Raw genomic sequence first — 26,297 nt, forward strand, 5'->3', positions numbered from 1 at the left:
AGCATATCCAGTGAACTCATAACCTCACTAATTCTATGAAATTTTTAATTAATTTTTTATAGATTAGATAGAAAACTAGGGACTTAGAACGTGAACAAACCTAACTTTTCGACATTAAGTAAAGCTATACTGCCCATTTTGGCAGGCGGCTTACTGGTCGGTTGTAACTCGTCATCGGATGACAATATCGCCGCAGAAGCACAAACGGTCACCGTTTTTTATAAAGCTGACCCCACATTACGCAGTCAAACTAGCGATAACGATCTTTATCAGGGGCTCACTCTCCACGTATGGAACGATAACCATTGTCGAGCCTATGCAGGAAGCAATACCGAGTGGAACAATAGTCTCGTTCCTAATGGGATTGATGCCACCTTCGGAGCTTACTGGCACCTACCCTACAGGCAAGATGCTTCGCAATGCATCAATATGATCCCTCACTTTGGTAACGATAAACCACTGGGTGAACTTGATACGAAAATTGACTTAACCCAACTAGGGGAAAATGCCAGCGTCTATACTCAACAAGGAGTAGCTGCCGTTTACCCTGAGTTAATTGCTAGAAGTCACTTAAAACAAGATACATTACGTATTTACCTTAATAGCCAAGATGGTGACGAAAGCGATTTTACACTACATGTTTGGAACGCCGGCGAATGCAGCAGTTACGATGCCGGAGACACAAGCTGGCCGGGACTCCGCCCTTCTGGATTCAGTCCAACCTATGGCGCTTATTGGGACTTACCCATAAACAACAATGGTGATTGTATAAACCTTATCGCCAATACTAACGGCAATGGCGATTATCAAACCGATAACTTAAAGTTTGAGTTTGCTCAACAAGGGGTGATTGGAGCGATTGGGATGCTATTTAAAGGCACCAATAAAGTCTTTTATCAACCATTAGTACGCTTGCCACAAGGCCAAGTGGATGTCATCGGTGCCAGTGCTATATTTGCTGACGCTAAGACTTTGTTAGTCGGCAATAAAGAGGCAACCTCAGTAACACTCTATCACTCAGCGCAAGGTGAGCTTAGTTTTGATTCCGCCAATAAATCGGTAACTGGTTTTGATAGCAAGTTCACCTCTAAGCTTAGAGCCGCCGATGATTGGACATCAGATAAACCACATCTCAAAGATGACTTTGTTGGTTTTAGTTTTGACTATAGCGAAGAGCAATTGAAACAATTAGTCAAAGGTCAGCTCTGGTTAGTCGCCAGTGATAATCAAGGAGTAATTCAAGTCACAGAAGTGCAACCCGCCAGTGCCTTAGATGCTCTCTATGCCGATGAAGCTGTCAAGTTGCCATACGGCGCGCTAACAAATGGTAATACAACCACTTTCCGTCTCTGGGCGCCAACGGCTCAATCCGTCAAGCTGATCCCTTATGGTGCTGATAAAAAAGCCCAAGCTCCTATAGCAATGAAATTTGATGCTAAATCAGGCAGTTGGTCAGTAGAAGAGACTGAGCTAAAACATGGCGATTTTTATCGCTATCAAGTAACGGTTTATCATCCAGCCACGGATAAAATGGAAAGCTATGAAGTCACGGACCCGTATTCACTTAGCTTGGCGATGAACTCACAATATAGCCAAGTGGTGGATCTCTATCATCCTGACCTTAAACCTGCCGGTTGGGATGACTTAAAAGCGCCTCATCCGCAAGCTAACCCTGCTCAGTTTGTACTTTATGAAGCCCATGTGCGCGATTTCTCGGCTTTAGATGACAGCACACCGAAAGCCCACCGTGGTAAATATACGGCTTTTGCTCAGCCAGACACCGTACCGGTTAAGCATTTAAAGGCGTTAGTAGACTCAGGCGTTACTCACCTGCACCTATTACCTGTGTTTGATATTGCTACCATTAATGAAGACCCAACTAAAGTGGCCGATATTGATCAGCCATTTAGCAAACTGTGTCAATTACAGCCCGCGGTGAAAAACGATCCCGATTTTGGTACTTACTGTGCGACTGAGATAACCATTTCGGCAGTATTCCATCAGCTAAAAGCCAATGACAATAAACAAAACCCTGTGGTGCAACGCCTCAATGGCTTTGTGCGCGATGTCGATAGCTTTAACTGGGGGTATGATCCTTTCCACTTTACCGTTCCCGAAGGCTCTTACTCAACCAACCCTGATGGCACAACGCGCATTAAAGAGTTCCGTCAGATGGTGATGGCGGTGAAACGAGACATTGGTATGAACATGGTTATGGATGTTGCCTATAACCACACCAATGAAGCTGGCGTCTCAGATAAATCGGTACTCGATAAAATTGTCCCTTGGTATTACCAACGTTTGAACGAGTTTTCTGGTCAAGTAGAAACCTCGACCTGCTGCTCGAATACCGCGCCAGAAAATCGGATGTTTGCGAAATTAATTGATGATTCGATTTATACCTGGACCAAAGCATACAAAATTGATGCTTTCCGTTGGGATTTAATGGGCCATCATCCACTTACGCAAATTGTCCATACGTTAGAAGTGGCACGAGAGGTCAACCCTGAGGTTTACTTCTATGGTGAAGGTTGGAACTTTGGTGAAGTGGCCAATGATCGCCAATTCAAACAAGCGACACAGCTTAACTTAGCCGGTACGGGGATCGGTTCATTCTCGGATCGGCTACGGGATGCCGTGCGTGGCGGCGGTCCCTTTGATAGTCAAGATTTCCTACGTAGTAACCAAGGCTTTGGTAATGGCATCTATGTTCTGCCCAATGATCTAGCGGCAAGCGATAACCGTGCCACCGCACTACATTTGGCGGATACTGTACGGGTCGGTATGGCCGGTAACTTAAAAGATTTTAAATTTACCGATAGCAAAGACCAGTTAATTAAGGGATCTGAACTCGATTACAACGGCCAGCCCACAGGCTATGCGCAAGATGCTTGGGAAATCCAGAACTACGTTTCCAAACATGATAATCAAACTTTATGGGATAATAACCAGTTCAAAATCGCCTATGGTGTTACAAGCGATGAGCGCGTGCGCATGCAAGCGGTGAGCTTATCCACGGCGATATTAGGTCAAGGGGTGCCGTTTATTCATATGGGCAGCGAGATCTTACGCTCTAAATCGATGCAGCGTGACTCTTACGACTCTGGTGATTGGTATAACCGCGTCGATTTTACTATGGAAAGTCACAACTGGAATATCGGTTTACCTCGTGAAGATAAAGATGGCGAAAACTGGAAGATAATTGAAGACGTGATAACCGGAGCAGGCACTAACGCTCAGCCAGATAAAGCTGATATGGAAACCATGCAAGGTTATTTCCATGAGCTGGTTCAATTACGTGCTTCATCCGGCCTGTTCACTCTGGGTAAAGGGGAAACCATTATCGATAGAGTTCAATTCCACAACACGGGTAGTGAGCAGATTGCAGGTGTGATTGTCATGAGCATGGATAATAGTGGTGAGCGTTTTGATGATGCGATTGATGACAAGCGCCAAGGTTTGGTAGTGGTAATTAACGCCTCACCAGAACCTTTAGCAAACTTTGCCAACTTTGACGCTACTGGCTATCAGCAGCACAGCATTCAGCAAGATGCTGGCGCGAAATCGATTGGTGCGGGAGCCAATGTCAATAACGGTAAGTTATCGGTTCCGGCTTGGTCTGTGGCGGTGTTTGAGAAACCGGCCAGCTAATAGGCTAAAAAAGTAGCTCGTAAACGAAGCCTATTATTCAGCGTCAAGTGCTTACCCATTTGACGCTTTTTTCATTGAGCACAATAAAAAGGCGATACAGTTCAGACTTTTAGTTCATCGCCATTGTGACTATCAACAAACAAGACAATAATTTCTGTAACTAAATGTTCAAAAGTAATTAACGTCATGGATTCGACCTACACCATTATTATCGCTGATGATCACCCATTGTTTCGTAATGCGCTGTTTCAATCCGTGCATATGGCGATCAGCGGGGCTCATTTGCTTGAAGCAGATTCATTAGACGCTTTATTGAGCTTATTAAGCCAGCAAGCGGATGTTGACCTACTGCTGCTCGACCTGAAAATGCCCGGAGCCAATGGCATGTCGGGCTTGATTCAATTGCGCGCGCTTTACCCTGAGTTGCCCATCGTGGTTATTTCTGCCAGTGAAGAATCAGCGATAGTCTCTCAAGTCAAACATCATGGTGCGTTTGGTTTTATTCCTAAATCCAGCGATATGCGCAGCTTGATCAGCGCCCTTAATCAGGTACTCAATGGCGAACCTTATTTCCCCGCAGGATTGGTCGACATCCCCAATCAAGGTAATGACTTAGCCGAGAAAATCGCCACGCTCACGCCCCAACAATATAAAGTGTTGGGGATGCTCTCTGACGGCTTACTGAATAAACAAATCGCCTATGAATTAAATGTCTCAGAAGCGACCATTAAAGCACATATGACGGCAATTTTTCGCAAACTCAACGTCACCAACCGAACTCAAGCGGTGATTTTGCTCAAACAAATCGAATGGTAGTTGACTGGCAGTGTGCGTCATCACCCGCGCTCACTGCCAGTCCATTGAGTTAACTATAGGACTTATTCTGCCGACTCTTCCTCTTCGGCAGGTAAGCGTAAACCGACTTTGGTCACTTGCCAATCGATCACATCCGCTACCACCCACTGCAAGCCGTACCATTCAAAATAGTCCCCTAATACAGGGCTGTTACCTAACTGCTCAGCAACCAACTCTTTCAGCGTCATATTTGCCGATTGATCACCTAAATCTAAACCGTACAACAATGCGACATCGACCAACTTGGTATTAATGTCCAAGAAAAAATCACCAAAAAAGCGAGCCAACGAGGCTTTTTCTGGCGCTTCACTGAACAATTGGCTTAAAGCTGGAAGATCGTTCTCTTGACCTAAGACACAGAGAATATCCGCCTCTTGTAGCTGAGTGCTACCGGACGGATAAAGCAATTGTTGATCGCGAAACACTGCCACAATTCGAGTTCCTTCCGGCATAAACAAGTTGCGTAGCGGTTCACCGATACACCATTTATCTTCTTTGAGTCGATAGACAAACAGCTCCCACTGACTGGCAGGAAAAGCTTCGACACCAGTACGATAAATCGGCTCGGGTTTTGGGGGCAGTTCCACTTTAGCCAAACTCATCGCTTGAGTTAGTGAGCCTCCCTGCACGATTAGGGAGACCATAACCACGAAAAATGCGAGATTAAAATACAACTGCGCGTCTGGTAATCCGGCCATCATCGGAAACACGGCCAAAATAATCGGCACCGCGCCACGCAACCCCACCCAAGAGACAAACCACTTTTCACGAGCGGTAAAGCTTTTAAAGGGCAGTAAGCTTATCCACACCGACAACGGACGCGCAAAGACGATCATCCCAAACGCTAAAGCTAATCCTGGTAAAGCAATATCCAGTAAATTAGAAGGAGTGACTAATAACCCTAGCACCAAGAACATGCCAATTTGAGCCAACCACGTCATGCCATCCAGCACGTTTAAAATAGATTGACGACCACGAGTTGGACGGTTACCGAGCAGTAAACCGACTAAGTAAATCGACAAAATACCACTACCACCTAAAGCATTGGACAAAGCGAAAATGATTAAACCACCACTGACGGTTAAGATTGAGTAGAGCCCTTCAGGTAGCTGAGTGTGGTTAATCAACTTCCACAATAGCCAACCTCCGATCAAGCCCATCAACGCACCAACACCAAATTGCTGAACAAAACTCAGCGCTAAAAATCCAGCGCTTAAATCTAGGCCTTGATTACCCAATACAGCAATCAGAGTCACAGTAAGAAATATCGCCATTGGATCGTTGGTGCCCGATTCAATCTCCAGTGTCGCCCCTACCCGTTCATTTAGGCTGCGACCTTTAAGTAACGAGAAAACGGCCGCCGCATCCGTAGAACCAACAATGGCACCGACTAAGATCCCTTGTAATAAACTCAGGTCAAAGAGCCACATGGCCATCAAACCTGTCAGCGTGGTGGTAATCGCCACCCCAAAAGTAGCGAGGGAGATCGATGGCCATAAAGCGACACGGAAACTCGCCACCCGAGTGCGCATCCCACCATCCAGCAAAATGATTGCTAACGCCAAATTACCAATCAAATAAGCCAAGGGGTAATTATCAAAAACAATGCCCCCTAAACCATCTTCCCCCGCCAGCATACCGACGGCGAGAAACACCAATAAAATTGGAATGCCTAATTTGGATGATACGGGACTGAGCAAAACGCTTAATGCGATCAGTAATGCTCCAATCAGAAAAAAACTATTAATGGTAACTGCGTCCACGTATCCTCCTATCATCGATTAATGATATCGCCCTAACCCATTGTCTTTGATCTATATTGTGCACTACTTTATGACACAGTAACGAAAAGTTTATGTAAACAAATGACGATTTAGACAAAATAGATCCAGCAAAGACGCCTCACTGAGCGAATAGCGCTTATTATACCTTTGGCTAATCTCTTCGCTCTACTCACTAAAAAAACCGCTAAAAACAAAAATAAACCATTATAAATCAAGCAAATAAAACAGACCCCATCACGACTAAAGTTGCACAGATCGCCAGCATAAAGCCTGCTAACCTTCAAGAGTAACAATAATTTAACATTACAGGGAAGAAGGGACACAACTATGGCTGATCATGACAACAACGCCGCTGCTTACTGGAGCGCTAACCTGCGCTACATAACAATTAGCCTGATCGTTTGGGCCTTAGTATCTTATGGATTTGCAATCTTGCTGCGCCCGATGCTCGCTGACATTCATATTGGCGGGACGGATCTGGGCTTCTGGTTTGCACAACAAGGTTCAATTATTACCTTTATCGCGATCATTTTTATCTATGCATGGAAAATGAACAAGTTAGATAAAAAATTTGGTGTAGAGGAGTAATTTTCATGAGTCAATTTGCAATCAACTTACTGTTTGTTGGTGCCTCTTTTGCACTCTACATCGGTATCGCCATTTGGGCCCGCGCTGGGTCAACGAAAGAGTTTTACGTCGCCGGTGGTGGCGTTAATCCGATTACTAACGGTATGGCAACCGCCGCCGACTGGATGTCTGCTGCTTCATTTATCTCGATGGCGGGTTTGCTGGCTGCCGGTGGTTATGCCAACTCTTCTTTCTTAATGGGCTGGACGGGAGGGTATGTCCTTTTAGCCATGCTGTTAGCACCCTACCTACGTAAATTCGGTAAATTTACCGTGCCTGATTTTATCGGTGATCGCTTTTACAGCAAAGGCGCTCGTATCACGGCAGTTGTTTGTTTAATTATCATGTCCGTGACCTATGTTATCGGTCAAATGACCGGCGCAGGTGTCGCTTTCTCCCGCTTCCTAGAAGTCAGCTCTTCTACGGGGATCTGGATCGCTGCTGCTGTGGTATTTATTTACGCCGTATTCGGCGGTATGAAAGGCATTACTTACACCCAAGTTGCTCAATATGTAGTGTTAATTATTGCCTATACCATTCCTGCGGTTTTTATTTCATTACAGCTAACCAATAATCCGATTCCTATGTTCGGTATGTTTAGTACTCACACTGAATCAGGCCTACCGCTGCTGGTGAAATTAAACGAAATTGTCAGTGAACTTGGCTTCCAAGATTACACCGCTGACGTCAGTAATAAACTGAATATGGTACTGTTTACCTTATCATTAATGATAGGTACGGCAGGCTTACCACACGTTATTATCCGTTTCTTCACGGTACCGAAAGTGGCGGATGCACGTTGGTCGGCTGGCTGGACCTTAGTGTTTATCGCCTTACTGTATTTAACTGCTCCAGCGGTTGCCTCTATGGCACGTTTAAACCTATTAACCACCCTTTATCCTGATGGTCCTAGTGCGCCTGCGCTTAATTACGCAGAACGTCCTGACTGGATTCAAACTTGGGAGCAAACTGGCTTAATCCGCTGGGATGATAAAAACAATGATGGCCGAATCCAAATGTACAACGACACTCCTGCTTTTGCTGAAAAAGCGGCAGAGCGCGGCTGGGCTGGCAATGAGTTAACGGTAAATAATGATATCTTAGTATTAGCCAACCCTGAGATTGCCAATTTACCAAGTTGGGTTATCGGCTTAATCGCCGCCGGTGGTATTGCCGCTGCATTATCAACCGCCGCAGGCTTGTTACTAGCCATCTCATCAGCCATTAGTCATGACTTAATCAAAAATATTATTAATCCACGCATCAGTGAAAAAGGAGAAATGTTAGCCGCTCGGATCTCCATGGCCGGTGCTATCTTGCTGGCTACCTATCTAGGGCTCAATCCGCCCGGGTTTGCTGCGCAGGTGGTAGCCCTTGCCTTTGGTATCGCAGCAGCAACCTTATTCCCAGCATTGATGATGGGGATATTCTCTAAGCGTATTAACAGCGCTGGTGCCATTGCCGGTATGCTAACAGGTTTAATTGTGACTCTACTCTATATCTTTACTTATTTAGGTTGGTTCTTTATCCCGGGCACGAATATGCTGCCCAATACACCGGATAACTGGCTATTTGGCTCATTCGGTTATGGTATTTCACCGCTATCATTCGGTGCTGTGGGTGCCATGATTAACTTTGCTGTTGCCTTTGCGGTATCCGCGGTTACCGCGCCACCACCAAAAGAAATCCAGGACTTGGTAGAAAGTGTTCGTTATCCAAAAGGCGCTGGTGTTGCGATTGACCATTAATCAATCGCAACCAAGGTGACAAGATTAACATCAACTCACCACTGTACACTCGGGCTTTCAACTGAAAGCCCGAATTTTTAGCAAGACACTATGTTTGAGTAGGATGACCGTATGTTTTGGGAATTAATTGCCACCTTTTCCGCAGGTTTAAGCGCCGCAGGCATCGCCTTGTTATTGAGAGCGATCACCCTGAAAAAACTACCTAATTGGATTATTCCGGTATTTGCCGGAGCTGGCATGTTGGGTTTTCAGATTTACTCAGAATACACCTGGTTTAGCCATCAACGCAGTCTATTACCTGCTGGCGTTGAAGTGATACGCACAGCGCAAGAAAGTTCAGGCTGGCGACCTTGGAGTTATCTTTACCCACAAACACTGCGCTTTGTTGCCGCTGATATTAATAATGCCAGCGTTAATCAACGCTACTCTGCATTAGTTCTGGTTGACTTATATTTTTTTGAACGACGAATGCATGCCAGACGCGTACCTCAAGTGGTGGATTGTGAGGCCGGTGCCCGCGCAGATTTTAGCGAAGATTTACAGATCCCTGCGACAGAAGAAAACTTAACAGCCGGTTGGTACAAGCTAGCAGCCGATGATCGATTATTACTTTTATTGTGTCAGCGAAACTAACCCAACGTTAAAAATAAGCTTAGTGATTATCAGCGTTTTGCTGTCTCGAGTAAGGCATGACTGGCTAACATTAAACGGTCCGTCGCTTTAAGTGCAATTCAGCCCAGCATTATGCTGGGCTGATCATTCATATCTTGATCGGCTTACCTGACGTTTCGGGTTTAACCAAGGTCAATTTATTAATTAAATAATTCAGTAGCACCCCATACATCGGAACAAATAGACCTAAGCTGATCAAGAGCTTCAAACCATAATCGACCAAAGCAATCTCAGTCCAATGCTCAGCCATGAACGGTTCTGGGCTTTGGTAAAAAGCAATTGCAAAAAAGGCTACTGTATCCAGTGCATTACCGAATAGGGTTGACGCGGTTGGCGCTACCCACCATTGTTTCATCTGTCTTAGGCGATTAAAGACATGCACATCTAAGATCTGCCCCAGAAAATAAGCCATAAAACTCGCTACCGCAATACGCGCAACAAACAAGTTAAATTCACTGAGTGGGGTGAAACCTTGGAACTGGCCTTCAAAGAAAATTACCGATAACAAATAGGAAACCGCAAGCGCAGGAAGCATCACCCAAAAGATGATTCTACGCGCTAAACCAGCACCAAAAATACGTACCGTTAAATCGGTGGCAAGGAAGATAAAAGGAAACGTAAACGCGCCCCACGTGGTGTGAAAACCAAACAGTGTGAACGGTAGTTGAACAAGGTAATTACTTGACGCAATAATCACCAAATGAAATAACACTAAATACACCAGCGCTTTGCGCAACTGAGCAGGAGTAAACGGACTCATATTGGACCTTTTTAGTTTGGTTTGGGGGCGAGGGAACCCAAAGGGAAGCCGCAGCTTCAGTTAATAATGTTACTTAATCGAACAACAATTGCTGAATTAAGGGCGGCGATTATACGCAAACAGGATAAGCTCGCAAGGGTTACTTATTAAGCAATCGTTATCTTCAATAAGAAATTTTTCTGTACACAGATTAGCCTATCGAGATAGCCACAGCTTTTACTTGAGCCGATCCGCTGGATCATGCTACTCTTCGCGTCCATTTTTCTGACCGAAATTGCCACTTTCTAAACGGCATTACACTGGGTCAGTGCTAGTCTTAAGATAAAACTAGCGTTAATTTACAATGATAAAATAGCGTTTCTCTCATCTTCCAACTCAAACGTGGAACCGAATAAATGGGCAAAGGTACTCTGTATATTGTCTCTGCACCTAGTGGCGCAGGAAAATCTAGCCTAATTGCAGGACTATTGGAACGAAACCCAACCTATGCGATGAAGGTTTCCGTCTCACATACCACTCGTGGAATGCGGCCTGGAGAGCAAGATGGCGTGCATTATCACTTTGTGCAAAAAGAACAATTTGAAGCACTGATTGAGCAAGGTGAATTCCTCGAATACGCCGAAGTGTTCGGGAATTACTACGGAACCTCGCGAGTCTGGATCGAAGATACGCTAGAGAAAGGCATTGATGTTTTCCTAGATATTGATTGGCAAGGCGCGCAACAAATTCGCCAGCAAATGCCTCATGCAAAAAGCGTATTTATTCTACCGCCATCCAAAGAAGAGCTGGAGCGCCGGTTGAATACACGTGGACAAGACAGCGTAGCCGTGATTGCTAAACGTATGAGCGAAGCTCGCTCTGAGATCTCTCACTATTGTGAATACGACTATGTGATCGTCAATGACGACTTCGATGTCGCTTTGATGGACTTTAAAGCCATCTTACGCGCAGAAAGATTAAAGCAAGATAAACAAGCCGCTAAATATCAATCGATGATCGCGGCTTTATTGGCGGAATAACCCCGCCTTGTCCACCAACGAAAGTCGCCATCACTAACACGGCTGACTTGCGTTGGATGACGATGTAATTTGGGCATCGCCTGTCGCTAGTATCTGTTAGCGTTAGGCTGTATACTTTACAATCAACCCTATTTTAGTTAACTATTTGGAGTTCTCATGGCACGCGTAACTGTTCAAGACGCTGTTGAAAAAGTTGGCAACCGTTTCGACTTAGTTCTGATTGCGGCTCGCCGCGCTCGTCAAATTCAAACGGGCGGTAAAGACGCTCTAGTGCCGGAAGAGAACGATAAGACCACGGTTATCGCTCTACGCGAAATCGAAGAAGGTCTGATCACGAAAGATGTACTTGATAATCGTGAGCGTCAAGAGCAACAAGAGCAAGAAGCAGCAGAATTAGCCGCGGTAAGCAGCATCGTTCATAACCGCTAATTCTGTATCAGCAAGGATTCAACTGACGGGCCTGAAATTTGTATCTATTCGATAGCCTCAAAAGTGTTGTCCAAGAATATCTCACAGAGCCTCAAATAGAGGCTCTGCGCCAATCTTACCTAGTGGCAAGAGATGCTCATGAAGGGCAAACCCGCTCAAGCGGGGAACCGTATATTATCCACCCTGTTGCAGTGGCTCGAATCCTAGCAGAAATGCGTTTGGATTTAGAAACACTGCAAGCGGCCTTGCTGCACGATGTTATCGAAGATACCTCTGCCACTAAAGCACAACTAGAAGCCCAATTTGGGAGCGCTGTCGCCGAACTGGTCGATGGTGTGTCTAAACTGGATAAACTCAAGTTTCGCGATCGTAAAGAAGCCCAAGCGGAAAATTTTCGCAAAATGGTGCTAGCGATGGTGCAAGACATTCGAGTCATCTTGATCAAACTCTCTGACCGTACGCACAACATGCGTACGCTCGGTGCGTTGCGTCCCGATAAAAAACGGCGAATTGCCCGTGAAACATTAGAGATCTATGCCCCTCTCGCTCACCGCTTAGGTATCCATAATATTAAAACCGAGCTCGAAGAGCTCGGTTTTGAAGCCTTATATCCGAATCGCTTTCGGGTCCTCAAAGAAGTGGTCAAAGCGGCTCGTGGTAATCGCAAAGAGATGATTCAACGCATCCATAGTGAAATTGAAGATCGCTTACGAGAAGTCAATCTCTCAGCACGAGTAGTTGGCCGAGAGAAAAATCTTTATTCCATCTATAACAAGATGAAGACTAAAGAACAGCGCTTTCACACCATTATGGATATCTACGCCTTTCGAGTGATTGTCGATTCGGCCGATACCTGTTATCGCGTATTGGGCCAAGTCCATAGCCTGTATAAACCACGTCCAGGGCGAGTGAAAGATTACATCGCGGTCCCTAAAGCCAACGGCTATCAATCGTTACATACCTCCATGGTCGGCCCACATGGCGTCCCTGTCGAAGTGCAAATTCGCACCGAAGATATGGATCAAATGGCCGACAAAGGGGTTGCCGCTCATTGGTCTTATAAAGCTAATGGCGAACGAGGAGGCACCACGGCGCAAGTCAAAGCCCAACGTTGGATGCAAAGTTTACTTGAGCTACAACAAAGCGCGGGTAACTCGTTTGAATTTATTGAAAACGTAAAATCGGATCTCTTCCCCGATGAAATCTACGTCTTTACTCCAAAAGGGCGCATCGTGGAACTGCCGATGGGCGCTACCGCGGTCGATTTTGCTTACGCGGTCCATACTGATGTGGGTAATACTTGCGTGGGTTCACGAGTCGATCGCAACCCTTACCCGCTGAGCAAACCACTTAAAAATGGTCAAACCGTTGAGATTATCAGTGCGCCCGGCGCAAGACCAAACGCCGCTTGGCTCAACTATGTGGTGACCTCTCGGGCGCGAACTAAAATTCGCCAAGTGCTGAAAACCATGCGCCGCGAAGAGTCCATCACCTTAGGTCGCCGACTGCTCAACCACGCCCTCGGTGAACGCTCACTGGCCGACATCAGCCCAGAAAATTTTGCCCATGTATTAAGTGAACTTAAAATCGCTAACGAGCAAGATTTACTCGCCGCGATTGGTTTGGGTGAACTAATGAGTATCGTCATCGCACGTCGCTTACTGGGCAATGCCGATGAGCTCAACGAAACAGAAAACCCTGACGGTTCGGCGAAGAAAAAATTGCCTATCCGCGGCGCAGAAGGCATTTTATTAACCTTCGCTAATTGCTGCCATCCAATCCCTGATGATTCGATTATTGCTCATGTTTCTCCGGGACGCGGCTTGGTTGTACACCGTGAAACCTGTCCAAATGTACGCGGCTACCAACGAGAGCCCGATAAATACATGGCGGTGGAATGGACCAAAGATTACGACCAAGACTTTATCGCTGAACTGACGGTGGATATGCACAATCGTCAAGGTGCGCTGGCCGATTTAACCAATGTTATTTCCAATACCGGTTCAAACATTCACGGCCTCTCTACCGAAGAGCGCGATGGCCGTTTGTATACCGTGACGGTACTGTTAAGCACCAAAGACCGAGTCCACTTAGCGGGGATCATGCGAAAAATCCGCGTGATGCCAAACGCCTTAAAAGTGCGGCGTAGAAAGTACTAACCCTTTAACGCACAGAAAGCCCTGAATCAGGGCTTTTTTATTAGCAATAGACTGACTAAGAAAAGGTGTGCAGCACAACGCGAGCACATAAATAGATTTATGAATTTAGAACGTTATCAACGCATTCAAGATGTGCTTAAAGCCCGTCAAACCGATTTAACCGTCTGTTTGGAAGAAGTCCACAAACCGAATAATGTCTCTGCAGTGATCCGCACCGCCGATGCGGTTGGGTTACACCAAATTCATGCTGTATGGCCAAACGAACAAATGCGTACCTTAAGCCACACATCGGCAGGGGCGCGCAATTGGGTTGAAGTCCAGACTCACAACAGCACGCTAGAGGCCGTCAGTCACTTAAAAGAGACCGGCATGCAAATATTGGTGACCAATTTATCCGAGCACGCTATCGATTTTCGAGCGATTGATTACACCCAACCCACCGCCATCATTTTCGGCAGTGAAAAGTCAGGCATCTCGCCACAGGCCTTGCAATTAGCCGATCATGATATTGTTATTCCCATGGTGGGCATGGTTCAATCCTTGAATGTTTCGGTGGCTAGTGCGCTGATCTTATATGAAGCGCAGCGCCAGCGTCAGCAAGCTGGGATGTATGACCGCGAACAAAGCGCCCTATCCCAAGCAACAATTCAGCGTATTTTGTTTGAACGCGGTCATCCGGTTTTGGCTAAAGTCGCCAAACGTAAAGGACTGGCATACCCATTATTGGACGATCAAGGGCAGATCATCGCTGATAAAAAATGGTGGGACGCGATGCAGCGCGCATAATTTAACTGTACAAATACACAGCTCAATGATTGAATAACACGTACCATTTCTGATTAACTGGTTGATATTATGTCGCAGCTTCTGTCCGCAATACCATTAACATCGCTCTCGGGTGTCGGCGCTAAAGTCGCGGAAAAGCTTGTTAAAGTTGGCTTAAGCAATGTACAGGATCTGCTGTTTCATCTTCCACTGCGTTATGAAGACCGCTCACGCATCTATCCGATGGTCAAGCTACATCCAGGATTATGGGCAGCAGTTCAAGGTAAAATAACCGCCACTGATACCCATTTTGGGCGGCGGAAAATGCTCACCGTAAAGATCAGTGATGGTAATGGATCTCTCACGCTACGTTTTTTCAATTTTACTGCAGCGATGAAAAATAGCTTTGCGATTGGTAAGGTGATTTATGCGTTTGGCGAGATCAAACCCGGAAATCACGGACTGGAGATCATCCATCCCGATTATCAGCTTTATACTCAGCCACAAGACACACAACCAGAAGAGGCAACCCTGACCCCTGTTTATCCAACCACGGAAGGCCTAAGGCAAAGCACACTGCGCAGCTTAACCGAACAAGCTCTTGCGCTACTCGATAAAGCCGCGGTACAAGAACTGATGCCTGATGGATTGTACGATAAACAGATCAGCCTCGCTCAAGCGCTGCATATTTTGCATCGCCCGCCTACTGATATCGACCTGAGCCAATTTGATGAAGGACGTCATCCCGCTCAAGTTCGCCTGATCATCGAGGAGTTATTAGCGCAAAACCTCTCCATGCTCGCGGTGCGTAGCAAAGGTCAACAAGACGCGGCGCTGCCTCTCATCACTCAAGGCCAACTCAAAAAACAATTTCTTGCCCTGCTGCCGTTTCAACCAACTCAAGCACAAACACGAGTCGTAGAAGAGATTGAAACCGATCTTAGCAAAGCCCATCCAATGATGCGCCTAGTGCAAGGAGATGTCGGTTCCGGTAAAACGTTAGTCGCCGCTTTAGCCGCACTCAGAGCCATTGAACACGGTTATCAAGTGGCGCTGATGGCCCCAACCGAATTACTGGCCGAACAACATGCGGCAAACTTCGCCAACTGGTTTGATCCGTTAGGAATTCAAGTCGCTTGGCTTGCCGGTAAACTAAAAGGCAAAGCTCGGCAAACTGAATTAACGCAGATTGCCAGTGGCACCGCGAAAATGGTCGTTGGCACCCATGCGCTTTTTCAAGAGCAGGTTGAGTTTGATCATCTTGCGTTAGTCATTATTGATGAACAGCATCGCTTTGGCGTACATCAACGTTTAGAGCTACGTGAAAAAGGCGCAAAACAAGGTGCTTATCCACACCAGTTAATTATGACTGCGACCCCGATCCCACGTACTCTTGCCATGACCGCCTATGCGGATTTAGAAACTTCAATTATTGATGAACTGCCTCCCGGACGAACGCCCATCCAAACCGTGGCGATCCCGGATACCAAGCGCAGTGATATCATCGAACGGGTTCGTCATGCTTGCCTGCATGAGCATAAACAAGCTTATTGGGTCTGTACTTTAATTGATGAATCTGAAGTGCTGGAGGCGCAAGCTGCGGCCGATACCGCTGAAGAACTGCAGCGCCAGTTGACTGAACTTAAGATTGGCTTGGTCCATGGGCGCATGAAACCCGCGGAAAAACAGCAGGTGATGCAAGCCTTTAAAGACAATCAATTGCATCTTCTCGTAGCAACCACCGTCATTGAAGTCGGCGTCGATGTACCGAACGCTAGCTTGATGATCATTGAAAATCCAGAGCGATTAGGTTTAGCACAATTGCATCAATTGCGTGGCCGAGTCGGTCGAGGCTCTGTCGCCAGTCACTGTGTGCTGCTATACCGTTCACCCTTATCGAAAACCGCGCAAAAACGTTTGGCTGTATTAAGGGAAAGCAACGATGGTTTTGTGATTGCTCAGCGCGATCTTGAAATTCGTGGTCCGGGTGAATTATTGGGCACGAAACAAACCGGATTAGCTGATTTCAAAATTGCCGATCTGGTTCGTGATCAACGCTTAATTCCAGAAGTACAAAGAATAGCGCGGCACATTCATGATCACTACCCCACTCATGCTGATGCGATTATTGAACGCTGGCTCGGTGAGCGCGAAGTCTACGCCAAAGCATAATATTCACCACATTCGCGTTTTCGTGTTACTTGAACGTACAATGATGTCTGTTACCTCTTATTGATACATTAAAAAGCAAACGTTTGCTTTTTCTGATTAAGGCTCTATAATCCTCGCCCAAAATCACCAAGATGACGATTTCTCTACTAGCACTGGACTATAGCAAGCAGAGAATCCGGCTTGGTCAACTCAGAGTTGAGCCTGATTAACAGCAATCACAGGCGATAAAAACTCAACGGTGACGGCCCATTCAGCGCACGTCATCGACTGTCATTTTAGGATACCATCATGAGTCACCAACACGATACGCGTCCCTCTGAATTGATCTATCAATTGAATGAGCGCCCGCCTTTACCCCAAACTTTATTCGCCGCGATCCAGCATTTACTGGCGATGTTCGTTGCCGTCATCACACCGTCATTGATCATTTGCCAAGCGTTAGGGGTTCCGGCCGATCAAACCAATACCATTATTAGTATGTCGCTGTTTGCCTCTGGTCTTTCATCTTTTATTCAGATCCGAACCTTCGGGCCGATTGGCTCGGGACTGCTCTCGATTCAAGGCACCAGCTTTAACTTTCTGGGGCCAATCATTGGCGCGGGCCTCGCGCTGAAAGCCGGTGGAGCGGATATCGCCACTATGATGGCGGCGATTTTTGGTACCATTTTAGTCGCTTCTTTTGCTGAAATTTTACTATCACGTGTGCTGCAGTTTGCCCAGCGGATCATTACCCCTTTAGTTTCTGGTATCGTGGTAACGTTAATCGGTTTGACCTTAGTCCAAGTTGGCTTAGTCTCTATCGGAGGCGGCTACAGCGCACTGAGTGATGGTAGCTTTGGTAGCCTTGATAAACTCGCTTTAGCAGGCACCGTATTAGCGCTTATCGTGATCCTTAACCGAGCTCGCAATCCGTATATTCGCGTTGCTTCTATCGTCATCGCTATGCTGGTCGGTTATATTATGGCTTACTTACTCGGTATGGTTGATACCACACAGCGTCCTCAAAGTAGCCTCATCGCCCTGCCTATCCCAATGCAATATGGACTAAGCTTTGATTGGTCTTTATTCATTCCATTAGTATTGATTTTTTTGATCACGGCGTTAGAAGCGATTGGCGATATCACTGCGACCTCGGAAGTCTCAGGAGAACCGGTCAAAGGCCCAGTCTACATGAAACGTATCAAAGGGGGCGTACTGGCTGATGGGATTAACTCCGCTCTCGCCGCGCTACTGAATAGTTTCCCTAACTCGACCTTTAGCCAAAATAATGGGGTGATATTATTAACTGGCGTTGCCAGCCGTTATGTCGGTTATTTCATCGCGGCGATGCTGATGTTACTTGGACTCTTTCCCGGAGTAGCAAGCTTTGTGCAGTTAATTCCAGAGCCTGTACTGGGTGGCGCAACGATTGTCATGTTTGGTACGATTGCCGCCGCTGGGGTACGAATCATTTCGCGAGTTGAACTCGATCGCCGAGCCATTTTAATCATGGCACTGTCTTTTTCGATGGGATTAGGCATTGCGCAAAAACCTGAAATTCTGCAATTTATGCCAGAGATCATCAAAAGTATTTTCTCTTCTGGCGTAGCCGCTGGCGGCATTACCGCGATTCTACTCAATCTCTTATTGCCAGAGCACTCGACTCGCCCAGAGTCAGAAACCACCGTCACTGAGCAACCATAAGCGAGTTCAAATAATTAAGCCGGTTGGCGATACGCTAACCGGCTTGATCCCTGACTGAAGACTGCCAGGCTTACTTGGTTGGAAAACTGAGCTGAATTTTAAGGCCACCTTCGCTACGATTATTTAAAACAACCGCGCCATGATGCTGACCAACGATACGTTTTACAATCGCCAACCCAAGGCCAGTACCTTCACTACCTCGCGCAGTATCGCCTCGAATAAAGGGCTCAAAGACCTTTTGCACTTGGCTCGGATCAATCCCTGGGCCGTTATCTTCGACACAGACCCAAGCCATACGTTTATCCGCCGTTACCCCAGTACTGATTTTCACCCAGCCATTGCCATAACGTAACGCGTTCACCACTAAGTTACTCACCGCCCGTTTAATGGCAATCGGATTACCAAATACCGGTTCAATCGAAGCTTGAAAATCCGTTTCAATGTGCAGCTCATAACCGCCTTCAGAACTGGCAATATCTCCGCCAATCTCATTGAGATCGACGGCTTGGAAGGTTTGTTTATCGACCGGTTTTAAGTAGTCCATAAACTGGCTGATGATCTCGTTACACTCCTCGGTGTCACTAATGATCCCTTCAGCGAGATAACTGTCTTGAGGAGACATCATTTCGGTTGCTAAGCGGATTCTCGTCAATGGCGTTCGCAAATCATGGCTGATTCCCGCCATCAGTAAAGCGCGATCTTCTTCCAGTGCTTGAATGCCTTGCGACATTTGATTAAATGCGCGAGTTACCGCGCGAATTTCACTGGCCCCACTCTCTACAATTGGCGGCGGGATCTCCCCTCGTCCTACTGCCAAAGCGGCTCTTTCTAACGCAATCAAAGGACGATTTTGCAAGCGAATGAACAACCATCCTCCAACCAAGATCAGTACGGCGACAAAAATACTGTTACGAAACAGGGGAGCAAAATCATCTTCTCGTAATTCAGTCAGCGGAATACGTAAGATCTGCTCAGGTAACTGTTCGATTTTCATCCATAAAATATAACTTTCTGCTCCAACGCCCATGCGTACTTCCGTCGGAGAGCCCAGTTCTTCGCTCATTTTATCGCTCATCAAATCGATACTGATCGCACGTTGAAACTCATCCGCCGCCGGACCATCATCACTAAAGATCTCAACCCCAAGCTTTTCCAACACCCGCAAACGTAGCGATCGATCTAAATTAGGCTCAGCATCGGTAAAGCTATCATCCAACATCAAACTGATTTCATGGCTGAGAATTTTATTGAACTGCTGCAAGCTTGGGATCAGCGCATAATTAATCAGCGCAAAATAGGAATACGCTTGACTGGCAACCAAGAGGGTAAAAAACAGCAGAATCGTTTGGGTAAATGAACTACGGATTCGCATAGTGCACCTAAGGTGTGAGAATAATGGAGGGATAAAACGATAACAGCCAGTGGACATCTTGAACACTGGCTGCAGACAATAATCTTAACTGGCGGCTTTACCATCTGGCACAAAGACGTAACCTAAGCCCCACACCGTTTGAATATAACGCGGCTTGCTTGGGTCAACCTCTAACATACGGCGCAAACGAGAAATTTGCACATCGATAGAACGCTCCATCGCTGAGTATTCTCGACCACGAGCCATATTCATTAATTTGTCACGTGACAAAGGCTCACGAGCATTGGTCACTAAAGCTTTTAATACCGCAAACTCACCAGAAGTCAGTGGCATCGCTTCATCACCACGAAACATTTCTCGCGTGCCCAGATTTAAACGAAACTCACCAAATTCGACAATCGTATCTTCAGCACTCGGCGCACCGGGCGCTTCAATTACTTGGCGACGTAATACGGCTTTAATCCGCGCCAGCAGTTCACGAGGGTTAAAGGGTTTCGGCAAATAATCATCCGCCCCCACTTCTAAACCTACGATGCGATCAATCTCGTCGCCTTTTGCCGTCAGCATTAAAATCGGAATAAGATTATTGGCATTTCTTAAACGGCGACAAATCGATAAGCCATCTTCGCCCGGCAGCATCAGATCGAGCACCATCAAATGGAAAGTTTCACGGGTTAACAGCCGATCCATTTGCTCACTATTGGCAACGCTACGAACTTGGAAACCTTGTTCAGATAAGTAACGCTCGAGCAATGCACGCAAACGCGCATCATCATCAACCACTAAAATTTTATAGTTTTCTTGCATGTCCACTGATCCCACTAAAAAGAGATGACACCCGCACAGATGAGGGCAAACAAAATGTAACACTGTTGCACGGTGAGCAATTTAAAGAATTGTTAGCATTTATTACCTGTTTTCGACCGACTACTCATCATAACGGATAATCGAAGCCAAAAAAGCCCCTTATTTCAAGCTTTAACGCTTACGTATCGCTAGAAAAGATAAAATAAGGCATCGATTGATCAAGAAAGCCAACCATCACGGTTGGCTTAGACAGTTATCTCTGCATGGTGCCAAGGACCGATAAAACGTTACAGCTCGCGTACCAACTTGGCAATCGCTGACCAATCACCTTTATCCATCAGGTCTGTCGGCACCATCCAAGTGCCACCACAAGCCACGACCGATGGTAAATCCAAATAGTGCTGTACATTAGCCGTACTGATGCCCCCCGTTGGCATAAATTTGACCGGATAAACGGCGCTGAGCGCTTTGAGCATGGCAATGCCGCCAGAAGGCTCGGCAGGGAAAAACTTCAACGTGCGCAAACCAAGTTCCATTGCTTGCTCGACTAAGCTGGGGTTATTCACCCCTGGCACAATGGCGATGCCACGTTGCTGACAATATTTCACTGTGGTGGGATTGAGTCCTGGGCTGACAATGAAATCCGTTCCCGCTTGCTGAGCTTGATCGACTTGCGCCGTGGTTAGCACCGTCCCAGCGCCAATCAACATCTCAGGATACGCGTCGCGCATCAGACGAATAGCCTCTTGCGCCGCCTCTGTACGAAAAGTGATTTCCGCGCACGGCAGGCCATTTTCCATCAATACTTTGGCCAGCGGCAGCGCTTGCTGAGCATGGTTAATCGCAATCACAGGAACAATTTTTATCTGCGCCAAGCGCTGTTCAAGAGTCATCATACCTAAACCTTATAGAAGATAGCTGAGAGTGGCGACAATAATAAACGCAATACTACCCAGTAGCGTTTCCATTACCGTCCACGTTTTGAGCGTAGTTTTTTCATCCATTTCCAGCAAGCGAGAGACCAACCAGAAACCAGAATCATTAAAGTGAGACAGCACCGTCGCGCCACCAGCAATAGCAATCACGATAAAGCATAAGTCTAACTCTGACAAACCTGTGGTTTGTGCAACAATCGGTGCCATCAGCGCCGCCGTGGTGGTTAAGGCAACCGTGGCAGAACCTTGCGCAACCCGTAAGCACGTCGAAATCACAAAAGCAGCGACAATCACTGGCATGCCAGTATGGGCTAATACATCGGCTAGGGCTTGGCCAATACCACTAGAACGTAATACGCCACCAAACATACCGCCTGCACCAGTGACTAAAATAACGGCACAGATCGGGGCTAACGCATCGGTACACAATTTTTCTAGCTTACTCATGCCATATTTACCAGCAAAGGTGAATAAACACACCAATAGCGTGATAAGTAACGCAATCGGCGTTTTTCCTAGCATGCGTAAAAATTCAATCCAAGGCTGCTGACCGTCCAGCACACCAGCCACCGCTAACGTATTTAACCCGGTATCCAAGAAGATCAACAATACAGGTAGAACCAAAATAAACAGTACGGTAGAAAATTTCGGTAAATCCGCTTTGTCTTTAAACATTACTTCGGCATTTAAAAAGGCTTTAGAGAGCGGTAAGTTAAATTTTTCACCGCAATAAAGACCAAACAGATACGAGCCAAGATACCAAGTCGGGATCGCGACCAGCAAACCCACCACTAACAGCAGACCAATATCAGCACCCAATAACTCAGCAGCGGCAACTGGGCCGGGATGCGGAGGAACAAACGCATGCATCACCGCAAACGCACCCGCCGCTGGCAAAGCGTATTTGAGTGTTGAACCGCCAAAGCGTTTCGCGACGCTAAACAAAATCGGCATCATGACGATTAAGCCTGCATCAAAAAAGATCGGAAAACCAAACAATAATGAAGCAACACCGAGGGCCAGAGGCGCACGCTGTTCTCCGAACCGACCGATTAGGGTATCAGCTAAGACTTTTGCCCCGCCCGTCACTTCTAAAATCTTACCAATCATGGCTCCTAAACCAACCAGTAAAGCAACAGAAGCGAGCGTGCCGCCGAATCCAGACATCATGCTCGGCACCACTTGATTGGCTGGAATGCCAGCGGCCAGTGCGGTGCCGAAACTGACTAACGTTAATGAAGCAAAAGCATGGACTTTTAACTTCATGATCAAAAACAGTAGAGCAACGATCGCCGCAAGGGCGAGCAACAACAGATAGGTAGGGCTATGTGCTATTTGGTCCATTTCGTTCACCTTTATCAAGAATGGGATGTTTGTGTTTCGGTTCACAAATCTATAAGTTACGGGTAACATGTTACCGATAACAAGATTAAGATAAAGCCAATTCGTTAGGCAAAGTTAAAAATTGGGATCTCGCTCAGATCTCGGACTAAGGAGTCGATATGACTGGTAAAAGCATTATTGTGATGGGTGTCAGTGGCTGTGGAAAAAGTACCATTGGGGCACGCATTGCTGAACGTCTGCAAGCAAAATTTATCGATGGTGATGATTTGCATCCTCGCGCCAACATTGAAAAAATGCGCCAAGGTCAACCACTCAATGACCACGACCGCGCCCCTTGGTTAGAACGGATTCGTGACGCGGCTTTTAGCTTAGAAAATAAGAGTGAGCAAGGCATCATCGTCTGTTCGGCTCTGAAAAAAAGCTATCGAGATCAAATTCGCGATGGCAATCAACAGGTGACGTTTCTGTTTCTGGACGGTGATAAAGCACTGATTATAGAACGGATGCAAGCGCGGCAGGGTCACTTTATGAAAACCAGCATGCTCGATAGCCAATTTGCTACCTTAGAACGCCCCAGCGAAACAGAACACGATGTTCTCACCATCAGTATTGACGGTGACATTGAGGAAGTGGTCAATCAAGCGATCCTCGCCCTACAAGCTCGGGAGGAATAACCATGACTCAGCCGCTCCTCTTGCAAGTCACCGAACGAATTGCACAGCGCAGTCGTGAACTTCGTCACGCATTTTTAACCAGAACCGCTCAACAACTCGCCGCAGGAAAAGGCAAAGCCAGTTTATCATGCGGTAACTTAGCTCATGCGATTGCGGCCTCTTGTCAAAGCGAAAAATCACACATTCTTGATTTAACCAAATCAAACCTTGCGATCATCACCGCTTACAATGACATGCTCAGTGCCCATCAAGTGTATCTTGATTACCCTGCGCGCATCAAAGCCGCGTTACAGACCAGTGGACACACGGCGCAAGTCGCCGGTGGCGTACCGGCGATGTGCGATGGCGTGACTCAAGGTCAGCCAGGGATGGATATGTCGCTGTTCTCCCGAGATATGATAGCCCAAGCCACCGCGATGTCGCTCAGTCACAACATGTTTGATGGCACTTTACTGCTTGGTATCTGCGATAAAATTGCCCCGGGACAATTAATGGGCGCGCTCAGTTATGCTCACCTACCGACCGCTTTTATTCCCGCTGGCCCAATGGGCACTGGGATCAGTAATGAACAAAAAGTCGAGATTCGCCAGCAATACAGCGCGGGGCAAGTCGGCCGCGAAGCACTGCTCGATATGGAGTGTCATTCTTATCACTCCCCCGGTACGTGTACCTTTTACGGCACCGCCAACACTAATCAATTGGTGTTTGAAGCCATGGGTTTGATGCTACCTGGGTCTGCTTTTGTTGCACCGAATAATCCATTACGTCATGCCTTAACCGCCTATGCGGCCAACGCGATTGCAGCGATGGCTCCGGGCACACCGAATTACCGACCACTGAGTACAGTGATCAACGAGAAAAGTTTGGTCAATGGCGTTGTCGCCTTACTGGCTTCGGGTGGCAGTACCAATCACACCATTCACATGCTCGCGGTTGCACGAGCCGCTGGGCTGTTCTTAACTTGGCAGGACATCAGCGATTTGTCGCAAATCGTGCCGTTATTAACCAATATTTATCCGAATGGTAGCGCTGATATTAATGCTTTTGAGGCGGCGGGAGGAGTACCGATGCTGCTCACCCGTCTCAATGAGCGAAATCTGCTGCATACTGATGTCACGCCCGCTTTCGGTCAGTTTGCCGATCAATTAACTCGCCCAGTGTTAACCGAGGGGCAACTCAGTTGGCAAGCTTGCGATGAGACGCTGGATGCCAGCGTGATCGCCGCGCGGCATCAGCAATTTCAATCAACCGGAGGGATTAAGGTACTGAGCGGTAACCTTGGCCAAGCGGTGATCAAAGTCTCGGCAGTCAAACCCTCTCATCATATCGTTGAGGCTCCCGCTAAAGTGTTTAATTCACAACATGACGTGGAAACGGCTTATCAACGCGGCGAGCTGAATAAAGATTGCATTGTGGTGGTTCGTTACAGCGGTCCAGCAGCCAATGGTATGCCTGAACTGCATAAATTGATGCCAATCCTCGGCAATGTACAAAAGGCCGGCTTTAAAATCGCATTGGTGACCGATGGTCGCTTATCTGGCGCTTCAGGAAAAATCCCCGCCGCGATCCACGTCTCTCCTGAAGCACTGCGCGGTGGCGCGATAGGCTTACTGCGCGATGGTGATTTACTGAGATTGGATGCCACCAAGGGTGAGCTCACCTGTTTAGACGATTTAAGTCAACGCGTGGCGCAGCCAGCGCTGACTGAACAGGATCAACAGAGTTGGGGACGAGAGCTGTTCACCCTCGCTCGCCAACACGTGACTTCGGCGGATCAAGGCGCGAGCTTTTTATTCACCCGTTAATCGCTAGACAGCGCAAGCAATTACCAGCTTTCGCCATGGGTTAATCGATAGCCTAAATCATAAACCTTCGGCTCGACAGCTTGACCAGAGAGTGCCGCCAGCAATAGCTCGGCACTTTTTTTACCAATCGCCAAACGGGGCGTTTCCACACTGGTTAAACGCGGCACAATTGCCTGCCCGATATCCAACGCATTGTAACCCACTACGGCAATCTGCTGTGGGACCGCAATACGATGGTGATGACAATACATCATCGCCCCGACCGCTAAATCATCATTGGTGCAAAAAATACCATCCAGCGCTGGGTACTGTTGCAACGCCTGTTGTAGCAAAATACCGCCCAAGGTAAAACTGGAATGCTCACCAGTGGACACCTGCATCGGCTGAAGACCCGCTTCACGCATGGCTCGCTCATAACCTTGCCGACGCAGTTGAGTTCGCGAGTCTAACCGAGCGCCAAGATAGATAACCTGCTGTCGGCCACGGGCAATCATCTGCTGCACCACTTGATACGAGATCTGTTCGTGATCCAGCCCCACAGCCATGTCAATCGGTTGGGTCGGGATTTCCATCGTTTCAACCACCGGAATCCCCGCGGATTTGAGCATTTGCCGACTGCGTTCAGTATGATTGGTTTCGGTTAAAATTAATCCATCCACCCGATAAGAAAGAAACGCGGCAATTTTGTTTTCTTCAACTTGGGGGTTATAACCGGTGTGGGCAATTAAGGTATCGTAACCTGCGGCCTGAGTAACCTCTTCGATGCCTTGCACCAAATGAGCAAACACTTGGTTAGAGAGCGAAGGCAATATGATGCCAATGGCCCGACTGGACGATTTAGACATAATCGCAGGAACACGGTTATGGATATAACCAAGCTGCTCAACCACCGCGGCAATTTTTTGTTGGGTGACTTTTGCCACGGAATTAGGATCGCGCATGTAACGCGAGACGGTCATTTTGGTAATGCCGACTTGATCAGCAATATCTTGCAGAGTCGGTCTGTTTTTTTTGTGCATATTTTTCCTAGCCCCAA

Annotated in this window: 20 protein-coding genes; 13 read left to right on the top strand and 7 right to left on the bottom strand. The window is 47.0% G+C overall.

What is annotated here, in order from left to right:
* Nucleotides 1-90: 90 nt before the first annotated feature.
* A complete protein-coding gene (gene pulA / locus CAG58_RS02135) occupies nucleotides 91-3,651 on the top strand; it encodes a pullulanase-type alpha-1,6-glucosidase (protein ID WP_161426081.1) in 3,561 nt (1,186 codons plus the stop codon).
* A 186-nt stretch (nucleotides 3,652-3,837) separates the two neighbouring features.
* A complete protein-coding gene (locus CAG58_RS02140; protein ID WP_161426079.1) occupies nucleotides 3,838-4,467 on the top strand; it encodes a response regulator transcription factor in 630 nt (209 codons plus the stop codon).
* A gap of 62 nt (nucleotides 4,468-4,529) precedes the next feature.
* On the opposite strand, the gene CAG58_RS02145 is transcribed toward CAG58_RS02140, so the two are convergent.
* The gene (locus CAG58_RS02145; RefSeq protein ID WP_161426078.1) at nucleotides 4,530-6,269 is read right to left on the bottom strand and encodes a potassium/proton antiporter; all 1,740 of its coding nucleotides are present in this window, start codon (nucleotides 6,267-6,269) and stop codon (nucleotides 4,530-4,532) included.
* A 348-nt stretch (nucleotides 6,270-6,617) separates the two neighbouring features.
* Between CAG58_RS02145 and CAG58_RS02150 the strand changes: the two genes are divergently transcribed.
* The 3 genes from CAG58_RS02150 to CAG58_RS02160 all read left to right on the top strand — a co-directional run bounded on the left by CAG58_RS02150 (nucleotide 6,618) and on the right by CAG58_RS02160 (nucleotide 9,298).
* A complete protein-coding gene (locus CAG58_RS02150) occupies nucleotides 6,618-6,878 on the top strand; it encodes a DUF4212 domain-containing protein (protein ID WP_161426077.1) in 261 nt (86 codons plus the stop codon).
* Nucleotides 6,879-6,883: 5 nt separating this feature from the next.
* Complete coding sequence (locus tag CAG58_RS02155; protein ID WP_004394410.1) at nucleotides 6,884-8,665, top strand: sodium:solute symporter family protein; 1,782 nt, start codon at nucleotides 6,884-6,886, stop codon at nucleotides 8,663-8,665.
* A gap of 111 nt (nucleotides 8,666-8,776) precedes the next feature.
* Complete coding sequence (locus CAG58_RS02160) at nucleotides 8,777-9,298, top strand: hypothetical protein (protein WP_161426076.1); 522 nt, start codon at nucleotides 8,777-8,779, stop codon at nucleotides 9,296-9,298.
* Between the two features lie 127 nt (nucleotides 9,299-9,425).
* Here CAG58_RS02160 and CAG58_RS02165 read toward each other — a convergent pair whose 3' ends face one another.
* On the bottom strand, nucleotides 9,426-10,097 hold the full coding sequence (locus CAG58_RS02165) for a 7-cyano-7-deazaguanine/7-aminomethyl-7-deazaguanine transporter (RefSeq protein ID WP_161429815.1): 672 nt from the start codon (nucleotides 10,095-10,097) through the stop codon (nucleotides 9,426-9,428).
* Nucleotides 10,098-10,492: 395 nt separating this feature from the next.
* Here CAG58_RS02165 and gmk point away from each other — a divergent pair, with 395 nt between their 5' ends.
* From gmk to CAG58_RS02195, 6 genes are all read left to right on the top strand, one after another.
* Nucleotides 10,493-11,116 (top strand): guanylate kinase, encoded by a 624-nt coding sequence (gene gmk, locus CAG58_RS02170; RefSeq protein WP_040903908.1) that lies wholly within the window; start codon nucleotides 10,493-10,495, stop codon nucleotides 11,114-11,116.
* A gap of 156 nt (nucleotides 11,117-11,272) precedes the next feature.
* On the top strand, nucleotides 11,273-11,545 hold the full coding sequence (gene rpoZ, locus CAG58_RS02175; RefSeq protein ID WP_004394406.1) for a DNA-directed RNA polymerase subunit omega: 273 nt from the start codon (nucleotides 11,273-11,275) through the stop codon (nucleotides 11,543-11,545).
* 38 nt (nucleotides 11,546-11,583) lie between these two features.
* Entirely contained in the window at nucleotides 11,584-13,704 is a 2,121-nt protein-coding gene (gene spoT, locus CAG58_RS02180; protein WP_115152787.1) for a bifunctional GTP diphosphokinase/guanosine-3',5'-bis pyrophosphate 3'-pyrophosphohydrolase, read from the top strand.
* 99 nt (nucleotides 13,705-13,803) lie between these two features.
* Entirely contained in the window at nucleotides 13,804-14,490 is a 687-nt protein-coding gene (gene trmH, locus CAG58_RS02185) for a tRNA (guanosine(18)-2'-O)-methyltransferase TrmH (RefSeq protein ID WP_004394404.1), read from the top strand.
* Nucleotides 14,491-14,559: 69 nt separating this feature from the next.
* On the top strand, nucleotides 14,560-16,641 hold the full coding sequence (gene recG / locus CAG58_RS02190) for an ATP-dependent DNA helicase RecG (protein ID WP_161425416.1): 2,082 nt from the start codon (nucleotides 14,560-14,562) through the stop codon (nucleotides 16,639-16,641).
* A gap of 288 nt (nucleotides 16,642-16,929) precedes the next feature.
* Nucleotides 16,930-18,324: a uracil-xanthine permease family protein gene (locus CAG58_RS02195; RefSeq protein WP_161425417.1), complete on the top strand. Its 1,395-nt coding sequence runs from the start codon at nucleotides 16,930-16,932 to the stop codon at nucleotides 18,322-18,324.
* A 70-nt stretch (nucleotides 18,325-18,394) separates the two neighbouring features.
* Here the strand turns inward: CAG58_RS02195 and envZ are convergent, their stop codons facing one another.
* From envZ to CAG58_RS02215, 4 genes are all read right to left on the bottom strand, one after another.
* Nucleotides 18,395-19,696 carry a two-component system sensor histidine kinase EnvZ gene (gene envZ / locus CAG58_RS02200; protein ID WP_154169925.1) on the bottom strand — a complete coding sequence of 434 codons (1,302 nt, stop codon included), beginning with the start codon at nucleotides 19,694-19,696 and terminating at the stop codon, nucleotides 18,395-18,397.
* Between the two features lie 84 nt (nucleotides 19,697-19,780).
* Nucleotides 19,781-20,503, bottom strand: coding sequence for an osmolarity response regulator transcription factor OmpR (gene ompR / locus CAG58_RS02205; RefSeq protein ID WP_072670575.1), 723 nt, complete (start codon nucleotides 20,501-20,503; stop codon nucleotides 19,781-19,783).
* Between the two features lie 287 nt (nucleotides 20,504-20,790).
* The gene (locus CAG58_RS02210; RefSeq protein ID WP_202598178.1) at nucleotides 20,791-21,396 is read right to left on the bottom strand and encodes a bifunctional 4-hydroxy-2-oxoglutarate aldolase/2-dehydro-3-deoxy-phosphogluconate aldolase; all 606 of its coding nucleotides are present in this window, start codon (nucleotides 21,394-21,396) and stop codon (nucleotides 20,791-20,793) included.
* Between the two features lie 12 nt (nucleotides 21,397-21,408).
* Nucleotides 21,409-22,782, bottom strand: coding sequence for a GntP family permease (locus CAG58_RS02215; protein WP_004394396.1), 1,374 nt, complete (start codon nucleotides 22,780-22,782; stop codon nucleotides 21,409-21,411).
* Nucleotides 22,783-22,940: 158 nt separating this feature from the next.
* On the opposite strand from CAG58_RS02215, the gene CAG58_RS02220 reads away from it, so the two are divergent.
* Nucleotides 22,941-23,456 carry a gluconokinase gene (locus tag CAG58_RS02220; RefSeq protein WP_004394395.1) on the top strand — a complete coding sequence of 172 codons (516 nt, stop codon included), beginning with the start codon at nucleotides 22,941-22,943 and terminating at the stop codon, nucleotides 23,454-23,456.
* A gap of 2 nt (nucleotides 23,457-23,458) precedes the next feature.
* Complete coding sequence (gene edd, locus CAG58_RS02225) at nucleotides 23,459-25,261, top strand: phosphogluconate dehydratase (RefSeq protein WP_161425419.1); 1,803 nt, start codon at nucleotides 23,459-23,461, stop codon at nucleotides 25,259-25,261.
* Between the two features lie 20 nt (nucleotides 25,262-25,281).
* Here edd and CAG58_RS02230 read toward each other — a convergent pair whose 3' ends face one another.
* Nucleotides 25,282-26,280, bottom strand: coding sequence for a LacI family DNA-binding transcriptional regulator (locus CAG58_RS02230; RefSeq protein WP_161425420.1), 999 nt, complete (start codon nucleotides 26,278-26,280; stop codon nucleotides 25,282-25,284).
* Nucleotides 26,281-26,297 lie beyond the last annotated feature (17 nt).

It is taken from the genome of Vibrio sp. V31_P5A7T61, from assembly GCF_009904895.1.
Classification (GTDB): Bacteria; Pseudomonadota; Gammaproteobacteria; order Enterobacterales; family Vibrionaceae; genus Vibrio; species Vibrio metschnikovii.